Below are 16,852 nucleotides of genomic sequence, written 5' to 3' on the forward strand. Positions count from 1 at the left end.
GAATGATACTAAAATGCAAGGAGAAAAAATGGCAGAATTAACACATATCAATGAGCAGGGCAGAGCCAAAATGGTGGATGTCTCAGAAAAAGCAGATACCAAGCGGATCGGCGTGGCTTCCGGCCGGATCTGTATGCAGCCGGAGACTTTTGCGCTGATCACAGACGGCAAAATCAAAAAAGGAGATGTGCTCGCCGTAGCGCAGGTAGCAGGTGTCATGGCAGCGAAAAAGACCTGGGAGATCATTCCGATGTGCCATCCGTTGCTGTTGACCGGTGTGGATATTCATTTTGAACTGTATCCGGAAAAAGCAGAGATCGAAGCCATCGCATCTGTGCGGACTACCGGAAAGACCGGGATCGAGATGGAAGCATTGCACGCCGTATCCGCAGCATTGCTGACCATCTATGACATGTGCAAAGCAGTAGATCGCGGCATGGTGATCAAAGATATTTTACTTCTGGAAAAAGACGGCGGAAAATCCGGACATTATATCAGAGGTTGATAAAAACGAAGAAACAAAATGAAAAAATATAATCATTAACCCTCTTGACGAAACAAGAGGGTTAATTTATACTAACTGCATAAAAATGAGCGGATAACCAGGAAATCCGCTTTCTTTTAAAAATTACGATTAGGAAATGCTAATAATAGATGAAGGAGGCTAACATGAGTATCGTAATTATCGGAGGACACGAAAGAATGGAAACACAGTACAAACAGATCTGCAAACAGTACAAATGTAAGGCAAAAGTATTTACGAAAATGAAAACAGATCTGAAAAACAAAATCGGAAGTCCGGATCTGCTGATTCTCTTTACCTCCACCGTTTCTCATAAGATGGTACATTGTGCCGTGGCAGAAGCAGAACGCAAAAACATCATAGTGGAACGTTCCCACAGCAGCAGCGCCAGCGCATTAAACGAGATATTAAAAAGAGCAGAGAGGAGGACAGCAAATGCCAACTGAAGCCGTATTAAACCAGCTTTCCAGCAGGAAAGTCACAGAAAGCCTCATGATGCAGATCATTCTGCATTGTGCACCGGTTTTAAAAGATATAAAAATGTCAAGTATGTTTACCGTTCCGGCGGCTTACCTGAAATTTGTACGGTCCGCATTTCGGGGTACCGGGATCCGGGTCAAATGTCTGTGCCAGGGAGCAGGACGTGCCGTGGTATATGTATACCGGGAAGCAGAGGTGCAGCAGTGTCTGGAAGATCCGCAGGTGGCTGTATTTTTACAGCAGTACGGATATGAAAGTACGCAGGCAGAAGCCTGTCTGAATCATCTTGGGGCGCGCGTTTCCCTGTCGGCCCGGGGGATGGAGCATTATCCACATGAAATGGGCATATTTCTCGGCTATCCGTTGGAGGATGTCAGAGGATTTATCCGGCATGAGGGAAAGGAAAGCCGCTATACCGGATATTGGAAAGTCTATGGTGATGTGACACAGGCGAAGCAGATTTTTCAGGCATATGATGATGCCAAAGAATGTGCTGTGATGGAATATATGGCAGGAAAACACATGAGTGAGATTGCCTGCTGATAATAAGGTAAAGCGTTCACGCAATTGCCACAATCGGAATAAATACAGAAAAGTGTGGCTAATACAACGAAAAAAAAGAATAAAAAAGGTTTAAACTGTATATCGATTCCAAAGCAGTCATACAAGTGTGAAAGAGCGGAATCTGTATACAGAAAAAATAAAAAATATAAAATCAAGGAGACAAAAAAATGGCAGAAGTTAAAATTATTTATTGGAGTGGTACAGGAAATACAGCAGCAATGGCTCAGAGCGTAGCGGATGGTGTTGCAGCAGCAGGTGCAGAGGCAAAGATCATTCCGGTTGAAAACGCAGGCGCAGCAGATATCGCAGATGTAAAAGCATTTGCACTTGGCTGCCCGTCCATGGGGGCAGAGCAGCTGGAAGAATCCAGTATGGAGCCGTTTGTAGAAGAAATCCTTGGCAGCGTATCCGGCAAAAAGATCCTGTTATTCGGATCCTATGGCTGGGGAGATGGCGAATGGATGCGCAACTGGGTCGAGCAGATGACAGGTGCAGGCGCTGAGATGATCGAAGCCGAAGGTATCATTGCAAACGAAGCTCCGGATGCAGACGCACAGGCCGCATGCGAAGCAGCAGGAAAAGCACTTGCAGCAAATGCATAACATATAAACTGATAGTAATCAGATAAGAAAAACAACAACTGAATCCTATAACCAAAAACCAAAAGATAAAAAATAATGTAACGTATGAACAAACGTAACTAGAATTCATTCCACCCGAAAATCTCACTTGCACTGGCAGGACTCTGCCCGTGTGAGTGGGATTTTTTATGTAATAGGAAATTACTACGTAATATTCCTATTACATAAAAACGCTCCGCGAGGATACGACCAGATGCATGAGGAATAATTTTTTACTCTTGCATTTATGCATAATCTAAGCTATGATAACAATTAAGTTGTCTGACAGAAAGAAAAAACCTCAGACAACAGAGTTGACCTATGCGGCAGGAGGAAAAAGTGATGAATTTAGAAGAGTTAAAAGTAGTTGATGCAGACGTGGCAGCAGCGATCGAAGCGGAGATGGACCGTCAGAACAGCCATATCGAGCTGATCGCATCCGAGAACTGGGTCAGTGATGCAGTTATGGAAGCACAGGGAAGCATCATGACAAATAAATATGCAGAAGGATATCCGGGAAAACGTTATTACGGCGGATGTCAGTGTGTAGATGTTGTAGAGAATCTTGCAATCGAGCGTGCAAAAGAGTTATTTGACGCAGAGTATGTCAACGTACAGCCGCACTCCGGTGCACAGGCAAATATGGCAGTACAGTTTGCACTGCTTCAGCCGGGTGACACTGTGATGGGTATGAACCTGGATCACGGCGGACATCTGACACACGGAAGCCCGGTCAACTTTTCCGGTACTTATTTCCACATCGTACCTTATGGGGTCAACGATGAAGGATTCATTGATTATGACAAAGTAGAAGAGATCGCGATGGAGTGCAAACCGAAAATGATCATTGCCGGTGCAAGTGCTTATGCGAGAACCATTGATTTCCCTCGTTTCCGTGAAATCGCAGACAAATGCGGCGCATATCTGATGGTAGATATGGCACATATCGCAGGTCTGGTGGCAGCAGGACTTCATCCAAGCCCGATCCACTATGCAGACGTCGTTACTACTACGACACACAAAACACTGCGCGGACCGAGAGGCGGTATGATCCTGGTATCCAAAGAATCTATGGAGAAAAATAACTTCAACTTCAACAAAGCCGTATTCCCGGGTATTCAGGGTGGACCGCTGATGCATGTCATCGCAGCAAAAGCCGTATGCTTCAAAGAGGCATTGCAGGACAGCTTCAAGACATATCAGCAGGGTATTGTAGATAACGCACAGGCATTGTGCAACGGTCTGAAGAACCGTGGCATCAAAATCGTATCCGATGGTACAGACAACCATCTGATGCTGGTAGACCTGACACCATTTGACCTGACCGGAAAAGCCATCGAGAAACTTCTGGATGAGGCTCATATTACAGCTAATAAAAATACGATCCCGAACGATCCGAAATCTCCGTTTGTCACAAGCGGTATCCGTCTCGGAACACCATCTGTTACATCCAGAGGCATGAATACAGAGGATATGGACAAGATCGCAGAAGCAATTTCCATCGTCATCAAAGAAGGCGATGAGGGCGTAACAAAAGCACGTGCGATCGTAGATGAACTGACCGCGAAATATCCGCTGAAAAAATAAAACACAGACAATATATCCATTGACATCATTGTAGAACAGAAAGAATCCCGTTATATTGCAGTTTGAATATAACGGGGTTCTATATGCTTTCTTGGTGGGTAAATAGTCTGTCAGATAGATATATAGTATTATTGTTTTGGGGATCAGGAATAACGGGGTTATATACAGCTGCAAGTAAATTACCAGCGATGATAAACTTAGTCACATCTATTTTCCAACAAGCATGGCAGTATTCTACTGCAACAGAGATTGATTCTGAAGATAATAGTTCGTTTTTTTCGAATATTTTTAGAGGGTATGCGTATTTTTGTGCGCTTGCTTGTGGCGGTCTTCTGATTCTTAATAAAATAATATGTAAAATTTTATTACAGTCAGATTTCTATTCTGCATGGAAGTTTGTACCATTATTGCTATTAGCAGCTACTTTTGGATGTATTGCGACTTATTTTGGGACATTTTATAATGCGGTGAAAAATAATAAAATGTTAATGGTTTCAACGATTGTAGGTGCAATAATAAATTTTGGCTTGAATTTTTTCTTAATACCGCAGTATGGTGGAATGGGAGCTGCAATTGCAACAGCTTTTAGTTATTTTGTAATAATGGTAATAAGAATGGTTGATGTATGCCGGTTTATAAATATAAAAATTGATTTTACAAGATTTTGGATTCAGTTTTTGACTTTATTTATTGCAGTTTTATTTTCTTGCCGAAAAAGCAATATATCATTGTTAATTCCGATATTCATGTTTGTCATTATTTTGATAAGTGATATGTGGCTATTGAAAAAAATTACTGTTGTACTGAAAAGATTGATTAACAGGTAAGAATAGTATGATAAAAATAGGAGAACATGTATATTATTACACGCAATTATTTGTCAAACCGATATATATAATAATATGCATTGTTATTTTTATGACGGTTGCAATGGTAAATCTTTGTATTATGCACAATGACTTCAAAAGAGGAATTACTTGGGCCTGTATGTATACATACATTGCATTTCTTTTATTCTCGCTAGTATTTAATAGAGAAAAGAGCGGATTATATAAGTGTAATCTTCAATTGTTTTGGTCTTATAAAGAAATTATAAAAAAGAAAAATTACACATTACTTGTGGAAGATTTTTTAAATCTTATGATGCTTAGTCCTGTTAGTATTATGATACAGTACTTAAAAAAACAGTATTCAATAGTTAAAATCACATTTTTAACATGTTTGATTTCATTATTTATTGAATCATTACAATTTATTACAGGAACAGGCTTGTTTGAACTGGATGACCTTTTCAATAACACTTTCGGTGCGTATATTGCTGTTTTTATTTGGAAAAACGTGAAGAATAAAGTTAATTAGGAGTGAATGGAAAATGCAGGATAAAATTTTAAAACGTTCTTGGGTGACTATTTCCATTGATAGTTTATTAAAAAATTTAAAAATATATTTAAACAATATTCAAGAGTCTACCTCAATTATGGCAGTAGTTAAAGCGGATGCTTATGGTCATGGTGCTGTAGAAATTTCCAAAGCACTTCAAAAAAAGGGAATCAATAATTTTGCTGTTTCTAACGTAATGGAGGCTGTGGAATTGCGACAATCTGGGGTTAAAGGGCAAATTCTGGTTTTGGGATATACACCTATTGAGAATTTAGAACTAATTTATAAATATGATATTACACAAGCAATACTCTCTGAAAAATATGCAACTGATATCATTGCATCTAATTATAAAATTAAATGTCAGTATGCAATAGATACTGGAATGAATAGAATAGGATTGGATGCGGACAATATTAGTCAATGTGAGAAGAGTATAAGGAAAGTAGCAAATAATTTGATATTAACAGGATTGTTTACTCATTTATGTGTTGCGGATACACCATCAGAAGAAAAATTTACTCGTGAACAACAATCAAAATTTGAGAATATAATTAAGTCGGTACAAGATTTGAATTTGCCATATGCTCATTCGATGAATTCGGCAGGGGGATTATGGTATCAAGATAGAATAAGTAATTTGACGCGTCTTGGTATAATGTTGTACGGTTTGAAACCGGATTATATGAATATTCTTCCGCCAGGAATTGAACCAGTAATGGAATGGAAATCGGTTATTTCTATGATAAAAACGGTTTTTCCAGGAGAAACAATTGGATATGGACGTTCATATAAAGTAAAAAATAAAATGCGAATTGCTACTATTCCAACTGGATATGCCGATGGTTATAATAGAGGTCTTTCAAATAAAGGGCATGTTTTGATTCATGGGAAAAAAGCGGCTATTGTTGGACGAATTTGTATGGATCAATTTATGGTAGATGTTACAGACATTCCGGAAGCACGAGAATATGAAGAAGTTGTGCTAATTGGAAAAAATGGAAACGAAATTATCTCTGCTGATGATATGGCGCAAATGATAGGAACAATTGGATATGAAATTGTATGTGATGTAGGTAAGAGGGTACCTAGAGTTTACATATAGAGGTGAAAAAATAGAAGGAAGAGCATTTGTTGATGAATGTGTGCTCTCCCTTCTCTATTTTTGCAGCTGATGGAATATCATCCGGAATATTCAGTCTGGATAAAGGACAAATGCTTGAATTCTCAACCTGCAGATATATTTCTGATGACCATCATATTATTCTGAAAGGTGCATCCGGGAATGGAAAGACCTATATCGCATGTGCGCTTGGTACTGCTGCATGCAGAAACTTTATCAAAGTACGGTATGTGTGCCTGCCGGATCTATTAAATGAGCTGACTGTCGCACATGGGGATGGAACACTGAAAAAGGTTATTAAGGCATATCAGAAGATTGACCTTTTGATTCTGGACGAATTCCTGTTAAGCCCGGTATCAACCGAGCAGACACGAGAGCTTCTTGAAATCATTGAAGCCCGCAGTGTAAAGGGTTCTGTTATCTTCTGTACACAGTTTGAGCCGAAAGGCTGGTACAGCCATATTGGAAGTGACTGCGACGCCACTACCTGCGAAGCAATCATTGACCGTATTATACATAAAGAGGATTTTATTATATGAATATACTTGAAGAATTGAAATTTTATTGTGAAACACAAAACCCAGTGGGAGCGTTAATGCTCTCAGGGGAATGGGGATGTGGAAAAACATATCTTATCGAAAAAACTTTGCCGGAAGACATTGTCGATACATGTATAGTTCTGAGGGTTAGCTTATTTGGATTGGGAACCGTAAATGAGATTCAGGCTGAGGTAAAGAAAAAATGGTTTGCTGCATTATCAGAAGAAAAAGGAATATCGGAAGATACTACTCCTAAAATAAAGAAAGTCATTGAAACTTCAAAGGGGATTCTTGGTACAATAAAAGCATTTCTTCCAGATGATTGGCAAAATATTGATCGAGGGCTGGCATCCTTAATAGATCTCGTTCCTTTACAAAATACAATTGGAGATAAAAAAGTCATATTGGTGTTTGATGATTTAGAACGATCATCTATTTCAACTGCTGAATTACTCGGTAGTATTAACGAGTATTGTGAAAATCAGTGTTTTAATATTATTATTGTTGCAAATGAAGATAAAATATTAAAAACAGTTCATGACAAAGAACAATTTTCTTATAAAGAAATAAAGGAAAAGGTCGTTCAAAGGGTTATACATTTTACACCTGATTATGATAGTGTGGTCAAAAACATTATTAAAGAGTTATCACCGAGAAATGATAAGTATAAACTTTTTTTGGAAAACAATCAAAGTATTTTAACAGCCATTTTAGCGGGTGAAATTGATGATGAATTAATTATCGAATCCTTTAAAAATGATAATCGGAGGCTTAAACAAGATGAACTGAAAAAAGAAACTGAGAGATTGAGAAATCTCTTGGAGCAAAGACCACACAATATCAGAAGTCTTAAATGTGCAATTCAAGATTTTGAGAGAATCTATACGATATTAGTAGAATTGCAATTTGAGAATTGCGAAATATGGCTCAGTTCTTTTGTTGCATACATGATGGTAAGCAAAGCGGGTCTTATAATAGAGAGTCAGAGATATAATAACTTATTTTCTAAGCTAAACGTGGAAAAATTATATCCAGGATTTTTTGAAACTTCTTGTATGGTATCCGGAATTGAAGATTGGGTGTGCTGTGGGGATTGGGATGAAAACAGAATTCGGTTTGAACTGAGTGCTGAACTAAATAGAAGTAAGGCTAAATTACCGATAGAAATAGTGAAGTCTTATTTATTACCTGAGGTAGATGATTCTGTAATTAAAGATGGCTATCCAGAACTACTGCGACAAGTCTATAATGGTGATTTGACGCTAGATGAATATGTTTTATTTATTGAAAACAGTTATTACGCAAGAAAGTATAAAGTGGCGTTAGGAACTATCGAATGGAGTCAAGTACAGAACGGTATTAGGTTACAAATGAAGCGACTTATTGCCGATAAAAGAGAAATTGGTTATTCATACAGAATGATTTCAGAAAAAAACAAAGAGCTATTTACTGACGAGGAATGGGAATCATATTGTTTGATTCAAAAATTTCGAGATAATGATGTTCAAATTTATGAAAATAATCAAAGAATATATATAGAATTATTGCAGACTAATATCAATAAGGCATATCAGGAATTGGGAAATAAAAGATACAATGCACTAACACAAGAAATGGTTGATGTATCATTTGAAATATTTAAAAATAGTGGAAATGCAAATAAGAATAGTTTTTCTATGTGGTTTGAGGGAATGTGGCATCGATATAAGGATATGCAGGACATCAATATAGAAATTACAGAAAAATCATTGATGGATTTCAAAGAAAAATTGTCCAGGCTATGTGATGATTATAAGAAGAATGATTGTCCAATTGCATTAATGCATACAATAAAATTTATAGAAATTATTAAAGAAATTCTCTTGGGAAATGCTACTGAGGAATAACATAATCTATTAAAATCCTCCGCCCGGAGTAAAGCCCTAGGCGGAGGTGATTTTTTAATCGTGAGTTAGAAAAAACCAACTAATCTCTTCTGAAGATATCTCTTGTGTAAACTCTATCAGCCACATCATCCAGACAGCTGTCATAGCGATTGGCGATGATTGCATGGCTCATTTCTTTGAATTTCTCCAGATTATTTATAACTTTAGAACCGAAGAAAGATGTGCCATCTTCCAGAGTCGGCTCATAAATGACAACGGTAGCACCTTTCGCTTTAATACGTTTCATAACACCCTGAATACTGCTCTGGCGGAAGTTATCAGAATTAGACTTCATCGTTAAACGGTAAACACCAACGGTCACATCTTTTTCCATAGAGGAATCCCACTGATTGTCATCATCGTAAGCATAATATCCTGCCATCTGCAGAACACGATCCGCAATGAAATCCTTACGTGTTCTGTTACTCTCTACGATAGCACTCATCATGTTCTGAGGTACATCATTATAGTTAGCCAGAAGCTGCTTTGTATCTTTTGGCAGGCAGTAACCGCCATATCCGAAGGATGGGTTATTATAATGTGTTCCAATTCGTGGATCAAGGCAGACACCATTGATGATAGCCTGAGTGTTCAGTCCCTTCATTTCTGCGTAGGTATCCAGCTCGTTGAAGTAAGAAACACGAAGAGCAAGGTAAGTGTTTGCAAATAGCTTAACGGCCTCTGCCTCTGTGAATCCCATGAACAGAGTATCAATGCCTTCTTTGATCGCTCCCTGCTGAAGGAGTTCTGCAAAGGTGTGAGAGGCTTTAACCAGTCTTTCATCGGATTCATCTGTGGAAACGATGATGCGGGACGGATATAGATTATCATACAGAGCCTTGGATTCACGCAGGAATTCCGGGCTGAAGATGATGTTCTTTGTATTGTACTTCTTTCTGACACTTTCTGTGTAGCCAACCGGGATCGTGGACTTGATGACCATGATGGCATCCGGGTTCGCCTTCAATACAAGCTCGATAACAGCCTCAACTGCAGAGGTGTCGAAGTAATTCTTCTTGCTGTCGTAGTTGGTCGGAGCAGCGATAACAACATAATCAGCATTCTTATAAGCAGTTTCACCGTCAAGTGTGGCGGTCAGATCCAGATCCTTTTCAGCGAGATACATCTCAATATAATCATCCTGAATCGGAGATTTCTTATTGTTGATGAGTTCGACCTTTTCCGGAACAATATCCACTGCAGTCACATGGTTGTGCTGTGCAAGAAGGGTGGCAATGGACAGACCAACGTAGCCGGTACCGGCAACAGCGATGTTCATCGGTTCATGCTGCTTTTTCTCCTCGGTAGTACCGTTTACAAACAGTTCAGTCAGTTCAAAGCCTAAAACTTCTCCAAGTACCTCTAACTGCGGGATAGAAGGCATGAAGTCTAAGGATTCCATGCGGCTGATAACAGCACGATTGATGCCGGTCGCATCTGAAAGTTGTTGTTGAGTCATTTTCTTTTCTTTTCTCTTGGCAATAATGGTTTGTGCCATGAGCGACTGTGATAGTTTCTTCATAATTACTCTCCTTAAAATGTTATTAAACATAACATATACTATTGAATACAAAATTTGTTTATATTATAATATATAGCGTAAAAATGTCAAGAAAAAGGAATAAAAAAGATATTCTAAATATTTTTAATATAAAAAATAGAACATAAATGTTATAAAAAATAACATTTTTTAAAAGAAAGTGAAGAATGAAATAAAATATAAGGGGAGACAAAAGTGGATAAAATACATTGGCTACATTTATCAGATATACATTTGAATAAAAGAGATGTAGATAGTCGGCGTATGCGTAACAGGCTATTAGACTATATGAAAGAGTTAGGAACACAGATAGATTATATTTTTATTACCGGAGATCTTCGGTATGCTCCGATGGGAGAGTTTGCGGCAGATACTGTTGATTATATCAACAAACTTTTAAGTGTAACAAATCTTACCGTGGATCGGTTGTTCATTGTACCGGGGAATCATGATATTGAACGAGATGCGGAGGGACGTGCGGAGGCTATTTTAGAAAGTATCAAGGATTATTCTCCGAAGGATGGTGCTTTAGCCTCAGATAAAATGGCAGCGGTACATTGTGGACATACAGAATTTCGGAAGATGATGCATATAATTTATCATGAAAATCAAGAACAGGCAGCCAGCTATGACGATGATGAAAAGCCACATTTTGTAACAGAAACAAAGGACTTTAACGTAATATGCATAGATACAGCTCTTACTTATACAAAACAGAGAAATGATAATCTGTTTATCGGTACAGAATATATCATGGATCTGCTTGAAGAATTGAATCAAGATAAACCATCTATTATATTGACACACTATTCTTTTGATTTTTTAGAGAGAAGTGAACAGATGCAAATTGTCCAGTTGTTGAAAGATTTTCATGTTCAACTGTGGCTTGCCGGTCATGAGCATACAGTCTTAATGAGAAAACAATGGGACTACTTTTATGAATTTCAAAGTGGAAATTTGATGCACGAAGGGGAGTATACGAGGAGTACAATTATGATTGGAACGTATGACCCGGCATCATACAATGGCATTGTTGAAGTGCATGAATGGGATTCAGATAATGGCTGGTTTAAAATGCAGAATGTTGGGGTTCATAAGGAAGATTATTATGCCTATGAATTACAAAATACAAAGACAATGATTGACCAGATTGTCAGTGCATCGCACCGGAATGCAGAAAGCCCGGTTCGGATGGAAGCAGAGTTATCTGCAGTACCTGATAAGATGGAAATGGATACATTTTGCGGAGAACTGTCGGCTGCAGCGGATATTCATCAGATGCCATGTGAGATCAGCAGTGGGTATTTGTATGTGGATAATAGAATTGCACCTACTGCACAGGTAGAGGTTTTGGAATACAATATCTATGGTACAAAATATTATGAAATACGCAACGGTGGCTTTGAATTTAAGTTTCTTGAAATACAGCAGTTTGAAATTGGAAATTTATTTTTTGGCTATGAACTGAGTGTATACTCTAATGTTGCTGATAGGTTATATTGGTTTAATATGATTTCTGAGATTGTGAATGCGTCAACAATAATCATTAAGTTTGAAGCAGCAGATAAGGAAAGAATATTAAGAATGTCTATACCGGGTGCAGGAAGCAGTTTTGACAGGATACGTGAAGAAACTGCTGTATGGAAAGAACAGATGGAACGAATCGTCAAAATAGAAAATTATTATGGTGTTAAGTTTTATCTTCCGAAAAAAGCAGATGAGAGTGTCTATGTTACGATTGAGATTTTGAGTGATGCTATCGAGGGACTTCCGGCACGTAGACTTCCTGTTGTAAATATGAAGTCGCGAGGACTTTTTAAACATTTTACATTGGATGAGGAGGTTTGGTATGGAGATGGATCAGATCTCATGAGTTTGAATTTGTTTGGATACACCTTCAAACCTGTTGCGGAGTATATTATGCCGGGAGAGTTTGTTTGGAATCGAAAGGAGCATGGATGGGAGTCTGATAAGAAAAATGGTGGTGTCTCTGTGCGAGTTGAGTTTATGGTAGATACGGATATTTCAAAAGATAAAAAACTTATGGATGTGATGCCTGTTTCTGATCTTAAAGATGAACTCAATTTAGAAGAAACTCCAATTGTTACGGGTGAGTGTGCGGATATAATATCTGATTATATAAATGTAAGCCATAAGGTGCAGGAAATATATAGACAATATCAGATATATCAGGAAGCACTTGGAGAATGGATTCATTATGATTTAGATGAAGACAACCATCTTGTGAAAAAATATAGTGGAGCTGTCATAGATAAGGTTACTGTAAACAAAATGACAAAAAACATCTTGCATGAGGGAATGTTGCTAGTAAGGAAAGCCGGTGCGTTTGTACAAAAGTTAGGTTTGCAGAACGAAACAGACTTTTTAGCGGATTCTATGGGAGACAATCTTGGATTCGAATTTATGGTGCTTGCTGCAATATACATGGATCATGGACATTGGGCGGTTGAGTTTGAAAATGGAGACAGCTTTTATAATCTTTTAGAGATGTGCACGGTGTTGCGTACTGCAGATGAAGAAGATAGTGCCGATTTATTAAAAACATTCACCTTGTTGAAAAATGAAATGGAAGAACAGGGAATGGATATACGGCATATTGATCATTATAATATGCTGCGTAATTATATTTATACGGTTGCTGATATCTATAAAATATTCTTTGATGCAATACAAAAAAAGCTAGAGGCCATGGTTGTGGAAATAGATTCTTTGGTAGATAAAAACCCGGATTTTATTGCAACGGAAGGCAAATTTAAAGGCTGCATTTTTTATCAGACAGACACTGATTCGAATCGTGTAGATGTATTTGATCCAAGTGGAAATATTATGGCTGATTTTTCTATTTTTCAAAATGAAGCGATCAGAAATTATGAGAAAACTCGGCTTGGAATCCAAGGAGCGGTGGAGCATAACTAAAACAAACAATGAAAATATCAAGATAAGAGCAAAAATCAAAAAATGCTAACTTCCCAGAAACTATCATACTCAATCGGAGTTATTATATTATCAAGTGAGGAGTTCCTGCATTCGTGTCGGAGCATTTCTTGTAATTAAAAAGATCATTGATGATTATAAACTTCAAGAAAAGTGTATATATAGAAAGCAGTCTTTGCCAATAATGAAACTTTAAATTGTTTTTTTTATAATAATCCGTTATACTAAAGACAATGTATAGCGGATTTTTATTAGTGGATTTAGTGAGATTTTCAGATTCACTAATGTTCAGGAAGGCGGCATATTGTATGTGTGAATTTAATATCCAGGAAATAGAACTTTTTAATTACAGGCAGTTTGAAGATAAGAAATTTGTGTTAAATTCAAGAATGAATGTTTTTGCAGGAAAGAATGGCTCTGGTAAAACAACAGTATTGGAAGCGGCTAATGTCGTGCTGGGGGCATATCTTGCAGCGTTTAAGAGATATGTACCTTCCAGGTTTGTGTTTAATATCAAATCAACTGATGCAAGACGAAAGACTCAGATTTCAGATGATAGCAGAATTCTTACTGCTGGTGCAATCCCACAGTATCCTTGCAAGGTTAGTTGTAAGGCTGCATGGAATATTGATTATGAGTCTATTGGTTTTCAGCGTGTTCTTTTGAAACAGGATGGCAGAACTAAGTTTGGTGGAAAAAATCCAATGCAGCAGACTGTAATTGAATGGGAAGGCAAAATCGCAAATGCAGATCACTCTGATGAAGAGGTTATTCTGCCATTGGTATTATACCTTAGTTCAGCACGACTTTGGAAAGATGGAAATAAAAGAACAGTAAAGACAGGCGTATTGAGCAGAACAGACGCATATAGCCACTGCCTTGATGCGCAGCATGGATTGGATATTGCGTTTCGATATATAGATACGCTTAAAGCTGTTGCAGTTGAAGAAAATGATGGAAAAATTTTTCCGGCTTATGAGGTCATTTTGTGGGCGGTTAATGAGGCGTTTAGAGATGAGTTAAAATCAGGTGAAAAAATTATATTTTCTACAAAATATGAGGATGATATTATTGCACTTAAAACGTCTGAAGGAACCGTTCTTCCATTTCAGATGTTGAGTGACGGTTATAGAAACGTTATCAAGATAATCTTGGATATTGCAGCAAGAATGTGTATATTAAATCCATATTTGAAGGAGAAAGCCTTACAGGAAACACCGGGTATTGTTCTTATTGATGAAATTGATTTAAGTTTGCATCCAACTTGGCAGAAAAGAATTATTGGGATTTTAAAACAACTGTTTCCTAAAATTCAGTTTATCTGTGCAACACATTCGCCTTTTATTATTCAATCACTTGAAGAGGGCGAGCTGATCACATTAGACCAGCCTCTGGAATCTGAATATTCAGGAGAGAGTATTGAAGATATTTCGGAGGATATTATGGGGGTTGTGTTACCGCAATATAGTGAAAAAAAGAGAAAAATATATGAAGCTTCAAAGCTGTATTTTGAAGCACTTACACAGGCAAAATCGCAGGAAGACATAGACAGACTGGGAAAAAGACTGGCGGAACTGGAGGCTGAATACAGCGAAAATCCTGCTTATATGGCGTGGGTACATCAGCAGTATCTGGAACAGAAATGGAAAGTGAAAAAGAATGAGACCAATAAATAAGGGGGAGTCTCCATATAAAAAAATAAATGAATATAAGGACGCATTGCCATATTTAGAGAGACGGATAGGAATGTATTGTTCTTATTGTGAATTTTCTATACCACATGTTCCTGAGGTAGAACATGTGGTTTCAAAATCCAAAGGTGGAGATTTAACAGACTGGAATAATCTTAACCTGGGATGTAAATATTGTAATACACGAAAAAAGGCACAGACAATGCCGAAAAATAAAAAAAACTATTTGTGGCCGGATGAAGATAATACTGCTATCGCATATTCGTACATTAATGGTATCCCAAAGGTGAATGAAGAGTTATTGATAAAACTGGATTCAACAGGGGATTACCTGAAAAGAGCACGTAATACATATAAACTTGTAGGTTTAGGCAATTTTCCTACGGGAAAAGATAGAGATAGACGATTTGGACAAAGAAATATAGCTTATCAAAAAGCATTAAACTCGCTGGAAAACTGGAATCATATGAAAGACCTGTCAAAAGAATATCAGAATGATATGAAAAAGCAGATTATTATGACGGCCTTGGGAGATGGATTTTTTTCGATATGGATGGAGGTGTTTTGTAATGAACCGGAAATACGACTAGCACTCATAGAGGCTTTTCCAGGGACGAACCTGAATTATTATGATGAGAAAGGATGCGTTAAAGAAATTATATGACAAGGATTCAGTATAATCCGGATGCGATAATAGTTATCAAGTCTACGATCCCGGTTGGCTTTACAGACAGTGTGAGAGCGAAATATCACTGTGACAATATTATTTACAGGGGATGAGAAAAGGACAATTTGAGTGAAAGATAATATATTATAAGTATAATCAAATAAAAGCATTGGAAATACTTTTGTTAAAGACGCTATGAAATATGTTAGATATATTATTGTATGTGAACTTCCATAATAAAGTGCAACTCAAGTGAATCATACGGATTGAGAATACCCTGAAAATACTGAAAAAATAAGGAAAAACCTGCATTTTTTTATTGCAGAAATGCAGGTTTTATTGTTACACTATATTTAGTCGTAAAAACAACTACAAAGAAGAGGGATGTTCATGTATCTGGATTATGTTGTTGATATACCTGATGTAAAAGGAAAAATCACATTTCGAACCAAAGGTCAGGCTCGCTATGTTTATTATGAGTACAGCCGTGAGTACGATCCATCCAAACAGTATACAAATGTAAAAAGGGTTACTATCGGTAAGGTTTTGCCGGAAGATGAAAATAAAATGAGACCTAATGAAAATTTCAGGAAATATTTTCCGGAGGTTGAGCAGCCCGAGGAAAAAACAGTTTCATGCAGGAGCAGCTGTTTGAAGACAGGAGCATATATGATCATCAATAAAGCTGCAAAAGATCTTGAACTGGATATAAAACTGCAGGATTCATTTGGGGCAAAAGCAGCCGGGATCATGCTTGATCTGGCAGCCCATTCCATTATTACAGAAGGGAATGCTGCGCAGTATTATCCTGATTATGCTTATAATCACCCGCTTTTTACTCCGGATATGAAATGTTACAGTGATTCGTTTATTTCAGATTTTCTGAGGTCAATAAAAGAAGACCAGAGGCAGGATTTTCTGGATCAGTGGAAGGCGGACAGATGCAAACGCGAACGTATTTATATATCGCATGATTCAACAAATAAGAACTGTCAGGCCGGAGATATAGATATAGTGGAATTCGGAGCAGCAAAGGTGGATGCAGGACTTATCGCCGCCTTTATGAAGGAACGCTGTTGGAAAACAATGTAAATCAAATACGAATCTATATTGGGGAGAAAATTCTATCGTCTATGACAAAATTTGTTCCCCAATGCTATATCTGTTTCAGAGTCGAGAAATCGGTATCATTCGAAGGTTTGAGTGGAAATATAAGAAAAATTATCCGATAGAGACAGGAAAAATCATGCGCGAAAAG

General features: G+C 37.6%; 14 protein-coding genes and 1 pseudogene. 14 read left to right on the top strand and 1 reads right to left on the bottom strand.

Annotated features, from left to right (window positions below; translation table 11 throughout):
- Positions 1 to 28 precede the first annotated feature (28 nt).
- The 10 genes from moaC (at position 29) to HMPREF0373_RS04425 (ending at position 8,702) form a co-directional block, all read left to right on the top strand.
- Positions 29 to 505, top strand: coding sequence for a cyclic pyranopterin monophosphate synthase MoaC (gene moaC, locus HMPREF0373_RS04380; protein ID WP_044962920.1), 477 nt, complete (start codon positions 29 to 31; stop codon positions 503 to 505).
- A gap of 164 nt (positions 506 to 669) precedes the next feature.
- Positions 670 to 969, top strand: a complete 300-nt coding sequence (locus tag HMPREF0373_RS04385) for a DUF2325 domain-containing protein (RefSeq protein WP_044962922.1) — start codon at positions 670 to 672, stop codon at positions 967 to 969.
- Positions 959 to 1,546, top strand: a complete 588-nt coding sequence (locus HMPREF0373_RS04390; protein ID WP_021738420.1) for a DUF3793 family protein — start codon at positions 959 to 961, stop codon at positions 1,544 to 1,546. Before HMPREF0373_RS04385 ends, HMPREF0373_RS04390 begins: the two co-directional genes overlap by 11 nt.
- A 188-nt stretch (positions 1,547 to 1,734) precedes the next feature.
- Positions 1,735 to 2,169: a flavodoxin gene (locus HMPREF0373_RS04395; RefSeq protein WP_021738421.1), complete on the top strand. Its 435-nt coding sequence runs from the start codon at positions 1,735 to 1,737 to the stop codon at positions 2,167 to 2,169.
- A gap of 360 nt (positions 2,170 to 2,529) precedes the next feature.
- On the top strand, positions 2,530 to 3,774 hold the full coding sequence (glyA, locus tag HMPREF0373_RS04400; protein WP_242831183.1) for a serine hydroxymethyltransferase: 1,245 nt from the start codon (positions 2,530 to 2,532) through the stop codon (positions 3,772 to 3,774).
- A gap of 83 nt (positions 3,775 to 3,857) precedes the next feature.
- Complete coding sequence (locus tag HMPREF0373_RS04405; RefSeq protein WP_021738423.1) at positions 3,858 to 4,601, top strand: lipopolysaccharide biosynthesis protein; 744 nt, start codon at positions 3,858 to 3,860, stop codon at positions 4,599 to 4,601.
- Between the two features lie 7 nt (positions 4,602 to 4,608).
- On the top strand, positions 4,609 to 5,133 hold the full coding sequence (locus HMPREF0373_RS04410) for a VanZ family protein (protein ID WP_021738424.1): 525 nt from the start codon (positions 4,609 to 4,611) through the stop codon (positions 5,131 to 5,133).
- A gap of 13 nt (positions 5,134 to 5,146) precedes the next feature.
- Positions 5,147 to 6,259, top strand: a complete 1,113-nt coding sequence (gene alr, locus HMPREF0373_RS04415) for an alanine racemase (RefSeq protein WP_021738425.1) — start codon at positions 5,147 to 5,149, stop codon at positions 6,257 to 6,259.
- Between the two features lie 32 nt (positions 6,260 to 6,291).
- Complete coding sequence (locus HMPREF0373_RS04420; RefSeq protein ID WP_021738426.1) at positions 6,292 to 6,816, top strand: ATP-binding protein; 525 nt, start codon at positions 6,292 to 6,294, stop codon at positions 6,814 to 6,816.
- Positions 6,813 to 8,702, top strand: a complete 1,890-nt coding sequence (locus tag HMPREF0373_RS04425; RefSeq protein WP_021738427.1) for a P-loop NTPase fold protein — start codon at positions 6,813 to 6,815, stop codon at positions 8,700 to 8,702. The genes HMPREF0373_RS04420 and HMPREF0373_RS04425 overlap by 4 nt, the downstream gene beginning before the upstream one ends.
- 79 nt (positions 8,703 to 8,781) lie before the next feature.
- Here the strand turns inward: HMPREF0373_RS04425 and HMPREF0373_RS04430 are convergent, their stop codons facing one another.
- Entirely contained in the window at positions 8,782 to 10,263 is a 1,482-nt protein-coding gene (locus tag HMPREF0373_RS04430; protein WP_044962924.1) for a nucleotide sugar dehydrogenase, read from the bottom strand.
- A 213-nt stretch (positions 10,264 to 10,476) separates the two neighbouring features.
- Here HMPREF0373_RS04430 and HMPREF0373_RS04435 point away from each other — a divergent pair, with 213 nt between their 5' ends.
- From HMPREF0373_RS04435 to HMPREF0373_RS04450, 4 genes and pseudogenes are all read left to right on the top strand, one after another.
- Positions 10,477 to 13,218, top strand: a complete 2,742-nt coding sequence (locus HMPREF0373_RS04435) for a metallophosphoesterase family protein (protein ID WP_081695205.1) — start codon at positions 10,477 to 10,479, stop codon at positions 13,216 to 13,218.
- Positions 13,219 to 13,544: 326 nt separating this feature from the next.
- Complete coding sequence (locus HMPREF0373_RS04440; protein ID WP_044962926.1) at positions 13,545 to 14,912, top strand: AAA family ATPase; 1,368 nt, start codon at positions 13,545 to 13,547, stop codon at positions 14,910 to 14,912.
- On the top strand, positions 14,896 to 15,591 hold the full coding sequence (locus HMPREF0373_RS04445; protein WP_021738432.1) for an HNH endonuclease: 696 nt from the start codon (positions 14,896 to 14,898) through the stop codon (positions 15,589 to 15,591). Before HMPREF0373_RS04440 ends, HMPREF0373_RS04445 begins: the two co-directional genes overlap by 17 nt.
- A gap of 393 nt (positions 15,592 to 15,984) precedes the next feature.
- Positions 15,985 to 16,644 (top strand): annotated as a pseudogene (locus tag HMPREF0373_RS04450) (IS1634 family transposase); the annotation flags it as partial.
- Between the last annotated feature and the right edge of the window lie 208 nt (positions 16,645 to 16,852).

The organism is Eubacterium ramulus ATCC 29099 (assembly GCF_000469345.1).
Lineage (GTDB): Bacteria > Bacillota > Clostridia > Lachnospirales > Lachnospiraceae > Eubacterium_I > Eubacterium_I ramulus.

Bases quoted from the DNA above. Each gene is read 5' to 3' on its own strand.
- HMPREF0373_RS04405 (WP_021738423.1), top strand. From the start codon at position 3,858: ATGCTTTCTTGGTGGGTAAATAGTCTGTCAGATAGATATATAGTATTA.
- alr (WP_021738425.1), top strand. From the start codon at position 5,147: ATGCAGGATAAAATTTTAAAACGTTCTTGGGTGACTATTTCCATTGAT.
- HMPREF0373_RS04420 (WP_021738426.1), top strand. From the start codon at position 6,292: ATGAATGTGTGCTCTCCCTTCTCTATTTTTGCAGCTGATGGAATATCA.
- moaC (WP_044962920.1), top strand. From the start codon at position 29: ATGGCAGAATTAACACATATCAATGAGCAGGGCAGAGCCAAAATGGTG.
- HMPREF0373_RS04445 (WP_021738432.1), top strand. From the start codon at position 14,896: ATGAGACCAATAAATAAGGGGGAGTCTCCATATAAAAAAATAAATGAA.
- HMPREF0373_RS04440 (WP_044962926.1), top strand. From the start codon at position 13,545: ATGTGTGAATTTAATATCCAGGAAATAGAACTTTTTAATTACAGGCAG.
- HMPREF0373_RS04390 (WP_021738420.1), top strand. From the start codon at position 959: ATGCCAACTGAAGCCGTATTAAACCAGCTTTCCAGCAGGAAAGTCACA.
- HMPREF0373_RS04425 (WP_021738427.1), top strand. From the start codon at position 6,813: ATGAATATACTTGAAGAATTGAAATTTTATTGTGAAACACAAAACCCA.
- HMPREF0373_RS04395 (WP_021738421.1), top strand. From the start codon at position 1,735: ATGGCAGAAGTTAAAATTATTTATTGGAGTGGTACAGGAAATACAGCA.
- HMPREF0373_RS04385 (WP_044962922.1), top strand. From the start codon at position 670: ATGAGTATCGTAATTATCGGAGGACACGAAAGAATGGAAACACAGTAC.
- HMPREF0373_RS04430 (WP_044962924.1), bottom strand. From the start codon at position 10,263: ATGAAGAAACTATCACAGTCGCTCATGGCACAAACCATTATTGCCAAG.
- glyA (WP_242831183.1), top strand. From the start codon at position 2,530: ATGAATTTAGAAGAGTTAAAAGTAGTTGATGCAGACGTGGCAGCAGCG.
- HMPREF0373_RS04410 (WP_021738424.1), top strand. From the start codon at position 4,609: ATGATAAAAATAGGAGAACATGTATATTATTACACGCAATTATTTGTC.